An 11007-nucleotide genomic window follows, 5' to 3' on the forward strand; every position below is an offset into this window, starting at 1 on the left:
GCCGTCGCCGACCGGTTTGTTGAGCACGCTGCGGCAGGTCATGACGATCTGCGAGTCGAGCGAACGCACGCTCCAGACCGCGTCGATCAGCGCATGCGAGCCCGGCCACGATTCGAAGCGCTGCACGTTCACGCTCACGCGGTAGACCGGCACGCCTTCGGGATGCGGCGAGCCGTACACGTCGATCGTGTTCAACTGCTGCGTGAGATCGCCCGACAGCGCACGGCGGATCTCGTCGCCGGGCATCGACGCCCAGCGTTCCTGTTCGAGCACGCGCACCTGGGTGGCGTCGGTCTGCACGACGAACTGCGCCTTCGCGACTTGCGGCGGCACGTCGACGGGCGCGAGTTCGATCAGCCACGCCGGGTTGCCGCTCGTCGCGGCGGCGGGCTGGGTGCGCGCCGCGTCGTCGGTCGGGCTCAGCGTGTAGAAGTGGCTGCTGGGCGAGGCGCAGCCCGCCAGCGCCGTCAGCGCGGCGAGGGCAGCAAGGCGCCGGAGCGGGCGCCGGCGATACGTCATGGCTTGTCTCCTGATTTGCCGCGCAGCAGCGATTCGGGATGGCGCTCGAGGTAATCCGAGAGCGCGTTGAGCGATTGCAGCGTGCGCGTCAGTTCCTGCAGCGCCTGATGCACGTCCGACTGCAGCGGCGAATCCTGCTGCAAGGTGGACTGGGCGGCGCTGAAGGTCTTCTGCGCTTCGTCCAGCGTGCCGCGCATCTGCGGCAGAAGCTGGTCGTTGACCTGACCGAACAGCTGGTTCGCGCTCTTGAGCGATTCGTTCAGGTTGTTGCCGATCTTGTCGAACGGAATCTGATCGAGCTTCTTGGCGATGTCGGCCACCTGAAGCTGCAGCTCTTCGAGCGAGTTCGGCACCGTCGGCAGCTCCATCGGGTCGCGGTCGAGATCCGCCTTGGCCGGACCGGCCTTCGGGAAGATGTCGAGCGCGATGTAGAGCTGGCCGGTGATCAGGTTGCCGGTGCGCAACTGGCCGCGCAGGCCGCGCGAGACGAGCCGCTTGATCAGCTCGTGGCTCTGCGGCGTATGCGGCGCGGGCGCTTCGCCGCGCGTGCGGCGCGACAGACGCAGCGGATACAGATCCATCGTCACCGGCATGGTGAAGTTGTGCTCCTTCGGATCGTATTCGATGCCGATATCGGTCACCTGGCCGAGCACGATGCCGCGGAAGTCCACGGTCGCGCCCACGGCGAGGCCGCGCAGCGACTGGTTGAAGTACATGACCACGCGCACCGGCGCGCCGTCCGGCTCGCGCATCGCTTCGCTTTCGTCGGACGCGAGCGTGAAGGTCGCGGCGTCGGGCGCCTGCGGACCCATCGCCTGACCCGGCGGAGCCTGGAAGGCGAGACCGCCCGTCACGACCGTCGCGAGCGACTGCGTGTTGACCTTGAAGCCGCTCGAATCGAGCTGCACGTTCACGCCGCTCGCATGCCACCAGCGCGTATTGGTGCCCACGTACTGGTCGTACGGGGCGCTCACGAACACCTGCACGGTCACGCCCGTGCCGTCCTTGTCGAGCGAATAGCCGGTCACCTGGCCGACCTGGATGCGGCGATAGAAGATCGGCGTGCCGATATCGAGCGAGCCGAGGTTTTCGCTGTGCAGCGTGTAGCGGTGGCCCTTTTCGTCGATGGTGACGGCGGGCGGCGTTTCCAGCCCGGTGAAGTCGCTGGCGGTTTCTTCCGAGCGACCCGCGTCGGCGCCGATATACGAACCCGAGAGCAGCGTGCCGAGGCCCGAGACGCCGCTCGCGCCCACGCGCGGACGCACCACCCAGAAGCGGCTGTCCTTCTTGGCGAAGTCTTCGGCGTCCTTCGTGAGTTCGACGGTCACGAGCACGCGCGAGAGGTTCGGCGAGAGCTTGATGGCGCGCACCGAACCGATATCGACGTCCTTGTACTTGACCTTGGTCTTGCCGGGCTCGAGGCCTTCGGCGGTCATGAAGCTGATGGTGATGGTCGGCCCGCGGGTGGCCACCGACTTCACCACGAGCGCTACGCCGATCAGCGCCGCGATGAGCGGCACGATCCAGACGAGCGAGGGCAGCCAGCGCCGGGGTTTGACGATGTCCGGTTCGGGCAGGTCGGGCGGCAAGCCGCCGCCGCCGGAGGCCGGGGTCGGTCCTTTCGGACTATTCATGGGGGTGATCCTGAGAGTGTTGCGTGGGTTGTTGCTTGTCTTCGTCCACCGGATCCCAGATGAGGCGCGGATCGAACTGCATCGACGCGATCATCGTCAGGATCACGACCGAGCCGAACGCGATGGCGCCTGGGCCCGCCGTGATCACCGCAAGTGACTGGAAGCGTACCAGCGCCACGGTCAGGGTGACAACGAAGACGTCCAGCATCGACCAGCGGCCGATGAATTCGACCAGCCGGTAGAGTTTGGTGCGCTCGGCGGGACGCCACGTGGAGCGGCGCTGCGAGGTGAAGCAGAGCAGCCCGAGCACCGAGAGCTTGAGCATGGGCACCAGAATACTGGCGATGAACACGATCACGGCGAGCGGCGCGTCGCCCGAGGTCCAGAAGTAGACGACGCCGCTCATGATGGTGTCGTCCTCGTCGCCGACCAGCGAGGCCGTGTGCATGACCGGCAGGATGTTGGCCGGAATGTAGAGCAGCGCGGCGGCGATCAGCAGCGCCCAGGTGCGCATCAGGCTGTCCGGGTTGCGCGTGTGCAGCGGCGAATGGCAGCGCATGCAGCGCGGATGCGCGATGCCGCGCTGCAGCGGCTGGACGTGGCCGCAGGCGTGGCAGGAGATCAGGCCGGCGTCGGCGGCGGTGAGGTATTTTTTCATCGCGAACCCTCGGGACGGGCGGGCGGGGTGTCGGGTGGCGCGTCCTGGCCGGCGTCGCGCGCGGTGCCGCGAATTTCCGGATCGGAGAGCGCGTCGGATCCGGCGACATGCGCGAGCGCCGAGGGCACGCCCGGATCGAGCAGCCCGCGCGGATCGATGTCGTGGCCGTCGGCCGTGTGCGGGGTGGCGGGTGTGTCCAGCCCGTTGTTGCCTCCTTGGCCGCCGTTGCCTCCGTTACCGCCAGGCAGGCCCGGACCGCCGTTCGCGCCGCCATCCGCCGCCGGACCCGAGCGGCCGCGGCGTGCGGCGAGCGCGCTTTCGCGCAGGGCGTCGGCGATATCCCAGAGCGTGCGCGAGTCGAACGTCACGACCACGGTGAACATCAGCGTGAGCGCGCCGAACGCGAACAGCGCCGTTTCCGGAATCACGCGCGCGAGGCTGACCATCTTCACGATCGTGATCAGCACGCCGAGCATGAACACTTCGAGCATGCCCCACGGCCGCACGAACTGGATCGCGCGCAGCACGAGATCGAAGCCGGGCGGGATGAAGCCGCGCCGGATCGGCAGCAGCACGTAGAGCAGCGCCACCATTTCGGTGAGCGGAAAGAGGATGGTTGCGCAAAAGACCATCACCGCGACGATCTGCATGTCCTCGTTCCACAGCACCACGAGCGCGCCGAACAGGCTCGACTCCGTGGTGATGCCGTTGGCGTCGAGTTCGATGATGGGAAACGACTGCGCGATGATGAAGGTGACCAGCGCGGCGATCGTGATCGCGCAGATGCGGTCGAGCTGCGACGAGGCGCTGTGATAGAGCGTGGCGCCGCAGCGCGTGCAGCGCGCGGTTTCACGCCCGAGCAGGCGAGGTTTGCGGTAGAGCGCGTCGCATTCGTGACACGCGATCAGTTTTTCCTGGGCCATGCGGGCAGGTGGCGCAAAACGACGTGAACGGGACATGCAGCGCGGGCCGATCGGCGGCATGGCAACGCGACGCGCGCGGCGCGCTTGCCGGCCATGTTACCAAAGGGCACCTGGCGCGCGCGTTTGCTTGCCGGCGTGCGCGGGCGGCGCCTCGGCAGCACACAAGCGGGCTCTTCGCGCGGCGCGTCGGCAAGCTGTAGCAATTTGCGGGCCGGGCCTAGGTGGCAAGCCTTGGCGATCCGTGCTGCATGACGGGCGAGGAGTGTGCCACGTTTGCGCCGCCGATGCGCGCGAGCCAGCATCGGCGTGCGTGCGGGCCGATGCCACGCCCGAGGCGAGTGCGCGGCCGGCCGCGCTATTCTCTATCCACAGATGTTTGCAGTCACGCGCATAGGCTATCTTTGCAGCTGAGAGGCCGATTCGACGGCCCTCCCTCCTCGGGGCTCGCGCGGGCGGCGGGTGTCGTTGTCGGAGGAGACCGGCGCCCGCATCGGGGAAGATCATGGAAGGATTGTCCGGGCTGGCGCGTTTAGTCAGCGGGAGGCGGCGACGGGGCTTTCTGGCGGGCAGGGCGACGGCGGTTCGCGCGCCGATGGCCCCGATGGCGCGGGTGAGCAAGTTACTGGTTTGCACGGTCTGCACGCTGCTCACCGCGCTCGCGCCGGGCAGCGCGGCCTTCGCGCAGATCGACGCCGACAAGAGCACACTCGTGGCGATCTCGCGGCAGATGAACGTGCCGGTCGAAGGGCGCTTCATGAAGTTCGACGCGCAGATCGCCTTCGATCCGGCGAAGCCCGCGGGCGGCTCGGCGCGCATCACCGTCGACACCGGCAGCTACGACCTCGGCAGCCCGACGTATAACGATTCGGTGCGCGGGCCCGAGTGGTTCGACGCGAAGGCGTATCCGCAGGCCACGTTCGTGTCCACGTCGATCACCTCGACCGGGCCGAACCAGTACAGCGTGAGCGGCAATCTGACCATTAAGGGCCGCACGCAGCCCGCGACTGCGCCGGTCGTGCTCACGCAGCAAGGCGGCACGCAGACGTTCGACGGCACCTTGCCGATCCACCGTCTGGCGTTCGACATCGGCACGGGCCAGTGGAAGGACACCTCGACCGTCGCGGACGAAGTGCTGATCAAGTTTCATATCGTCGTCGCGCACCGGTAGGGGGCAACGCACGCGGCGGCGCGTTTCTTTTCCATGACGTTGCCGACTCTGGAGACGCACTTGAACAAGAACGCCATGCAGCACTGCTTGCCGAAAGCCGCGGCCGCCGTCGCGATGCTTCTCGCCGCCACGCTCGCGCACGCCGCCGACGTGTATCAGCTCGATCCGAACCACACGTACCCCAGCTTCGAGTCCGACCACTTCGGCGGTCTCTCGGTGTGGCGCGGCAAGTTCACGAAAACCACGGGCACGGTCACGCTCGACCGCGCGGGCAAGACCGGCACGGTCGATGTGACGATCGACCCGGCCTCGGTGCAGACGGGCAACACGGAGCTCGACAAGCATCTGCGCGGCGAGGAGTTCTTCGACGTCGCGAAATATCCGACCGCCACCTACAAGGGCACGCAGATCGTGTTCGACGGCGACACGCCCAAGGAAGTGATCGGCACGCTCACGCTGCACGGCGTGACGAAGCCGCTCAAGCTCGAGATCGAATCGTTCAAGTGCATGCAGCACCCGATGCTCAAGCGCGAGGTGTGCGGCGTGGAAGCCGAAGCCGAGTTCGACCGCGACGAGTTCGGCATGGACATGGGCAAGAAGTACGGCTTCAAGATGGCGACGAAGCTGCACATCCAGGCCGAAGGCATCAAGCAGTAAGCGCCGCGCTTCACGGGCGCAAAAAGAAGCGCAAAAAAGAAAAAGCCCCGCGAATTTCGCGGGGCTTTTTTGTCCGTCTGCGTTCGAGGGAACGCGGCGCAGGTGCGACTTAAACCTGCGCGCCGGCGTTCGGATCGTTCGGATCGAACTTGTCCTTCTTGTCCTTGATGAGGTCCTCGCGCTTCACGCCGAGCCACATCGAAAGCGAAGCGGCCACGAACACCGACGAGTAGATACCGAACAGAATACCCACCGTCAGCGCCAGCGCGAAGTAATGCAGCGTCGGACCGCCGAAGAAGAACATCGACAGCACCATCATTTCCGTACAGCCGTGGGTGATGATGGTTCGCGACATCGTGCTCGTGATCGCGTGGTTGATGACCTGCACCACGCTCATCTTGCGTTCGCGGCGGAAGGTCTCGCGAATCCGGTCGAAGATAACGACCGATTCGTTCACCGAATAACCGAGCACCGCCAGCACCGCCGCGAGCACCGAGAGCGAGAACTCCCACTGGAAGAACGCGAAGAAGCCGAGAATGATCACCACGTCGTGCAGGTTGGCGATCACGCCGGCGACGGCGTATTTCCACTCGAAGCGGAACGACAGATAGATGATGATGCCGACGACCACGCACGCGAGCGCGAGCAGGCCGTCGGTGGCGAGTTCCTTGCCCACCTGCGGACCGACGAACTCCACGCGCTGCAGCAGCACTTGCGGATTGTCGGCCTTGAGCGTGTTCATCACCTGGTCGCTTTGCTGCGCCGAGGAGAGGCCCTGCTTGATCGGCAGGCGGATCAGCACGTCGCGCGAGGTGCCGAAGTTCTGCACCTGGGCGTCGCCGTAACCGATTTTGCCGAGCGAATCACGCACCGGTTCGAGCGGCACCGCCTGCGGGTACTGCACTTCGATGACCGTGCCGCCCGTGAATTCGATCGACAGATGCAGGCCGCGGTGGAACAGGAAGAACACCGCCGCGATGAACGTAATGAAGGAGATCGCGTTGAAGATCAACGCGTGCTTCATGAACGGGATGTCTTTGCGGATGCGGAAAAATTCCATTTTCTAGTCTCCGTATCAGCGGGGCGAGCCGGTGTTGTCCGGGCCGTTCGCATTGCGACGGCGCACGGTGGGCTTGCCGCGTGCGCCGCCCTTCGCGCCGGCCTTGGCCGATTCGCGTTTGGCTGCGCCGGCGGTGTTGCTGGCGAGGGCACGGCCCGTGTCGGTGTCGGTGTCCGCGTCGGAGAGCGCGGGCGCGCCCGCCGCTTCCGGTTCCGGACGCCACACCTGACCCACGGCCAGCGACTTGAGCTTCTTCTTGCCGCCGTACCAGAGGTTCACGAGACCGCGCGAGAAGAACACGGCCGAGAACATCGAGGTCAGGATGCCGATACAGTGCACGATCGCGAAGCCGCGCACCGGGCCCGAACCGAACGCGAGCAGCGCGAGACCGGCGATCAGCGTGGTGACGTTCGAGTCGAGAATCGTCGCCCAGGCGTGCGCGTAGCCGTTCTGGATGGCCAGTTGCGGCGGCGCGCCGTTGCGCAGTTCTTCACGCACGCGCTCGTTGATCAGCACGTTCGCGTCGATCGCCATACCGAGCGCGAGCGCGATAGCGGCGATGCCCGGCAGCGTGAGCGTGGCCTGCATCATCGAGAGCACGGCCACCAGCAGCAGCAGGTTCACCGACAGGCCGATCATCGAGATCACGCCGAACAGCATGTAGTACGCGATCATGAACACGGCGATCGCGGCGAAGCCGTAGACCACCGAGTCGAAGCCCTTGCGGATGTTGTCCGCGCCGAGGCTCGGACCGACCGTGCGTTCTTCGATGATGTCCATCGGCGCGGCGAGCGAACCGGCGCGCAGCAGCAGCGCGAGGTCGGCGGCGGCTTGCGGCGTGGGCTGGCCCGTGATCTGGAAGCGGTCGCCCAGTTCCGACTGGATCGTGGCCACCGTCAGCACTTCGCCCTTGCCCTTTTCGAACAGCACCATCGCCATCGGCTTGCCGATGTTGTCGCGCGAGACGCTGCGCACCGCGCGGCCGCCCGCCGAGTCGAGACGGATGTTGACCGACGGACGCTGATGCTCGTCGAAGCCCGCCGACGCGTCGATGATGCGGTCGCCCGTGAAGATCACGGCCTTGCGCAGCAGCACCGGCGCGGCGTTGCCTTGCGTGAACAGCTCGTCGCCCGGCGGCACGGGGTCGCCCGGATTCGGATGCAGACCGTTCGGGTCGGCGAGGCGCGCTTCGAGCGTCGCCGTGCGGCCGATGATGTCCTTCGCCTTCGCGGTGTCCTGCACGCCCGGCAGTTCGACCACGATGCGGTCGTCGCCTTGCTGCTGGATCACGGGCTCGGACACGCCCAGTTCGTTCACGCGGTTATGCAGCGTCTGGATGTTCTGCTTGAGCGCGGCGTCCTGCACCGTCTTCTTGACCGCGGGCGTGAAGGTGCCGACGAGCTGCACGCCGCCTTCCGGCGCGTTCTGCGTGGCCCACACGAGTTCGCTGATCCCGCCGGTGCCCGACAGCAGCTTGTTCGCCTGGTCGGCGACGGCCGGATCGGCGAAATTGATCACGACGCTCTGGCCGACGCGGTTCACGCCGCCGTCGCGGATATTCTTGTCGCGCAGAAGCGTGCGGGCGTCCGAAGCGTCGGAGTCGAGCTTCTTGTTCAGCGCGCCGTTCATGTCGACCTGGAGCAGGAAGTGCACGCCGCCGCGCAGGTCCAGACCGAGGTACATCGGCAGCGCGTGCAGCGCCGTCAGCCAGCGCGGCGAGGCGCTCTGCAGATTCAGCGCGACGATGTACTGCGGATCGCTCGGGTCGGCGTTCAGCGCCTTGTTCAGCGCGTCTTTGAGGCGCAGCTGGGTGTCGGTGTCGGCCACGCGCACGCGAATGTTCGCGTTCATCGACGAGTTGTCGAAGGTGACGTCGTCGGCCTTGATGTTGGCCGCCGCCACTGCGGCTTCGACCTGCGCGAGCGTGCCGGAGTCGAGCTTCACGGTGACTTTACCGCTCGACACCTGGACCGCGGGCGCTTCGCCGAAGAAATTGGGCAATGTGTACACGAGGCCGATGACTAGCGCCACCAGCATCACGACATATTTCCAGAGGGGATAACGGTTCATTGGTTGGCCCAACGGGGGAGGGGAATTGCCATCTCGATGCGCGCGCGTCCGGCAAGGCCCGCTTGCCGCCCCGTGCGAGGCGCTTCAGTGCGCCTCAGGGTGATGCAGGGGGCCGGGCCGGACGCACCAGACCGCGGACTCAGCCACGGCCTGAAGTGATCGACGGGGTGATCGATCGTCTTGCGGTTACAGCGACTTGATCGTGCCCTTCGGCAGGATGGTCGTAACCGACGACTTTTGCACGGTGACTTCCGTGCCGTCGGAGATTTCGACGCCCACATAGGCTTCGCTGACTTTGGTGACCTTGCCGACGATACCGCCGCTGATGATGACTTCGTCGCCCTTGGCCATGGCGGCGAGCATGTTGCGGTGTTCCTTCTGGCGCTTCATCTGCGGACGGATCATGATGAAGTACAGCACGGCGAACATCAGAATCAGCGGCAGAAAGCTCATCAGGCTGGATTCTGCGCCGCCGGCTGCGGAGCCTTGGGCGAAGGCATTGGAAATGAACGACACGTTGGTCTCTCCGTTTATACGATCACTACGATCAAAGGTACGATCAAAAAGCGAGCCGATTATTCTACCACCGGCTTAATACGCGACGACGACGCCAAATGGGCTTTCCGATCAAGCTGTTAACACCTGGTTGCCCCGCTGCGCGAAGCGTGTGTTGCCTGGGGGTGACCGGGGGATAGCGGCCCGAACGGCGATTTGCCCGCCTGGGCGGCGCTGTCGCGAAAGGTGATTGTAAAGTCTGACGGCACTTGCCGTCGCGCGCGATCGGAAACCTCCGAAAGCGCGCGCCGGCTCCGCGATCCAGACTCGATCCGGGGCGATCGGACTCAGTCCACCCCGCGCGCGCGGTTTTCGGCGAAACGCTGACGGAAGGCCTCGAAGGTCTTCGTCTCGATCGCCGCGCGCATCTCGCTCATCAGTTCCAGGTAGTAATGCAGGTTGTGGATCGTGTTGAGCTGCGCGCCGAGAATCTCGCCCACGCGGTGCAGGTGATGCAGATAACCGCGCGTGAAGTGGCGGCAGGTGTAGCAGCCGCACTGCTCGTCGAGCGGGCGCAGCGAGTTCTTGTGCGTCGCGTTGCGGATCTTGATGTCGCCGAAACGCGTGAAGATCCAGCCGTTGCGCGCGTTGCGGGTCGGCATCACGCAGTCGAACATGTCGACGCCCGCGGCCACGCCCGCTACCAGATCTTCCGGCGTACCCACGCCCATCAGGTAGTGCGGCTTGTCGGCGGGCAGCTTCGGCGCGATGTGCTGGAGCACGCGCATCATGTCTTCCTTCGGCTCGCCCACCGAGAGGCCGCCGATCGCGTAGCCGTGGAATGGCATCTGCGACAGACCGGCGAGCGATTCGTCGCGCAGATCCTCGAACATGCCGCCCTGCACGATGCCGAACAGCGCGTTCGGGTTGCCGAGGCGGTTGAACTCGTCGATCGAGCGCTGCGCCCAGCGCATCGACATGCGCATGGAGTCGGCGGCTTCCTTGTGTGTGGTCGGCACGCCGTTGGTCGCGTAGGGCGTGCATTCGTCGAACTGCATGACGATGTCCGAGTTCAGCACCTTCTGGATCTGCATCGACACTTCGGGCGAGAGGAACAGCTTGTCGCCGTTCACGGGCGAGGCGAAGCGCACGCCGTCTTCGGAAATCTTGCGCAGGTCGCCGAGCGAGAACACCTGGAAGCCGCCCGAATCGGTGAGGATCGGCCGGTTCCAGCCCATGAAGCGGTGCAGGCCGCCGTGCGCCTCGATGGTTTCCAGACCCGGACGCAGCCAGAGGTGGAAGGTGTTGCCGAGGATGATCTGCGCCTTCATTTCCTCCAGCTCGCGCGGCTGGGTCGCCTTGACGGTGCCGTAGGTGCCCACGGGCATGAAGATCGGCGTTTCGACCACGCCGTGATTGAGCGTGACGCGGCCGCGGCGCGCAAGGCCGTCGGTGCCGAGCAGTTCGAATTTCAGGCCGTTCTGCGGGCGTTCGCCCAGATAGGCGCCGTGTTCGGCGCGTGCGTTGCTTTGCTGACCGTCGGTCATGCGTTTGACTCCTGTGCAACCGGAAAACAGTCCGGCGCGGATGGTGATGCGCCGCCGCGCGGTGCTTGACGCGCGCGGCGGCGGGGAAAGGTGGCGGGTTTAGTGCCTGGCTTTAAGGCCTGGCTTTACGCTTTGAGCGCGTCTGCGGTGCGCGTGAGCAGCATGGCGTCGCCGTAGCTGAAGAAGCGATAACGCCCGGCGATGGCGTGACGATACGCCGCACGAATCGTTTCGATGCCCGCGAACGCGGACACCAGCATCAGCAGCGTCGATTTC

At 65.8% G+C, this 11007-nt stretch carries 11 protein-coding genes; 2 read left to right on the forward strand and 9 right to left on the reverse strand.

Translation table 11 applies throughout. From position 1 onward, the window contains the following. From G3N97_RS31745 to G3N97_RS31760, 4 genes are all read right to left on the reverse strand, one after another. Positions 1 to 519 (reverse strand): PqiC family protein (locus G3N97_RS31745; protein ID WP_205996896.1); only part of this gene is annotated, 519 nt, incomplete at its 3' end. Further along, entirely contained in the window at positions 516 to 2153 is a 1638-nt protein-coding gene (locus G3N97_RS31750) for an MlaD family protein (RefSeq protein ID WP_205996897.1), read from the reverse strand. The genes G3N97_RS31745 and G3N97_RS31750, both read right to left, overlap by 4 nt. Further along, positions 2146 to 2811, reverse strand: coding sequence for a paraquat-inducible protein A (locus tag G3N97_RS31755; RefSeq protein WP_205996898.1), 666 nt, complete (start codon positions 2809 to 2811; stop codon positions 2146 to 2148). Before G3N97_RS31755 ends, G3N97_RS31750 begins: the two co-directional genes overlap by 8 nt. Continuing rightward, positions 2808 to 3734, reverse strand: a complete 927-nt coding sequence (locus tag G3N97_RS31760) for a paraquat-inducible protein A (protein WP_205996899.1) — start codon at positions 3732 to 3734, stop codon at positions 2808 to 2810. The genes G3N97_RS31755 and G3N97_RS31760 overlap by 4 nt, the downstream gene beginning before the upstream one ends. 622 nt (positions 3735 to 4356) lie before the next feature. Between G3N97_RS31760 and G3N97_RS31765 the strand changes: the two genes are divergently transcribed. Together G3N97_RS31765 and G3N97_RS31770 are read left to right on the forward strand one after the other, a co-directional pair. Further along, positions 4357 to 4902 carry a YceI family protein gene (locus tag G3N97_RS31765; RefSeq protein WP_241030952.1) on the forward strand — a complete coding sequence of 182 codons (546 nt, stop codon included), beginning with the start codon at positions 4357 to 4359 and terminating at the stop codon, positions 4900 to 4902. Between the two features lie 114 nt (positions 4903 to 5016). Then, positions 5017 to 5559, forward strand: a complete 543-nt coding sequence (locus G3N97_RS31770) for a YceI family protein (protein ID WP_241030953.1) — start codon at positions 5017 to 5019, stop codon at positions 5557 to 5559. Between the two features lie 109 nt (positions 5560 to 5668). Here the strand turns inward: G3N97_RS31770 and secF are convergent, their stop codons facing one another. From secF to G3N97_RS31795, 5 genes are all read right to left on the reverse strand, one after another. Next, on the reverse strand, positions 5669 to 6619 hold the full coding sequence (gene secF / locus G3N97_RS31775) for a protein translocase subunit SecF (protein WP_205996900.1): 951 nt from the start codon (positions 6617 to 6619) through the stop codon (positions 5669 to 5671). 15 nt (positions 6620 to 6634) lie between these two features. Next, a complete protein-coding gene (gene secD, locus G3N97_RS31780) occupies positions 6635 to 8689 on the reverse strand; it encodes a protein translocase subunit SecD (RefSeq protein ID WP_205996901.1) in 2055 nt (684 codons plus the stop codon). Between the two features lie 186 nt (positions 8690 to 8875). After that, positions 8876 to 9205, reverse strand: a complete 330-nt coding sequence (gene yajC, locus G3N97_RS31785) for a preprotein translocase subunit YajC (RefSeq protein WP_065065097.1) — start codon at positions 9203 to 9205, stop codon at positions 8876 to 8878. 326 nt (positions 9206 to 9531) lie between these two features. Next, the gene (gene tgt / locus G3N97_RS31790) at positions 9532 to 10731 is read right to left on the reverse strand and encodes a tRNA guanosine(34) transglycosylase Tgt (protein ID WP_065065096.1); all 1200 of its coding nucleotides are present in this window, start codon (positions 10729 to 10731) and stop codon (positions 9532 to 9534) included. Between the two features lie 125 nt (positions 10732 to 10856). Next, the coding region (locus G3N97_RS31795) for an S-adenosylmethionine:tRNA ribosyltransferase-isomerase (protein ID WP_205996904.1) at positions 10857 to 11007 on the reverse strand (151 nt) is incomplete at its 5' end.

This window comes from Paraburkholderia sp. Ac-20347 (assembly GCF_017104805.1).
GTDB lineage: Bacteria > Pseudomonadota > Gammaproteobacteria > Burkholderiales > Burkholderiaceae > Paraburkholderia > Paraburkholderia tropica.

Coding starts and splice junctions, on each gene's coding strand:
- G3N97_RS31750 (WP_205996897.1), bottom strand. CDS start 2,153: ATGAATAGTCCGAAAGGACCGACCCCGGCCTCCGGCGGCGGCGGCTTG.
- G3N97_RS31755 (WP_205996898.1), bottom strand. CDS start 2,811: ATGAAAAAATACCTCACCGCCGCCGACGCCGGCCTGATCTCCTGCCAC.
- G3N97_RS31760 (WP_205996899.1), bottom strand. CDS start 3,734: ATGGCCCAGGAAAAACTGATCGCGTGTCACGAATGCGACGCGCTCTAC.
- G3N97_RS31770 (WP_241030953.1), top strand. CDS start 5,017: ATGCTTCTCGCCGCCACGCTCGCGCACGCCGCCGACGTGTATCAGCTC.
- secF (WP_205996900.1), bottom strand. CDS start 6,619: ATGGAATTTTTCCGCATCCGCAAAGACATCCCGTTCATGAAGCACGCG.
- secD (WP_205996901.1), bottom strand. CDS start 8,689: ATGAACCGTTATCCCCTCTGGAAATATGTCGTGATGCTGGTGGCGCTA.
- tgt (WP_065065096.1), bottom strand. CDS start 10,731: ATGACCGACGGTCAGCAAAGCAACGCACGCGCCGAACACGGCGCCTAT.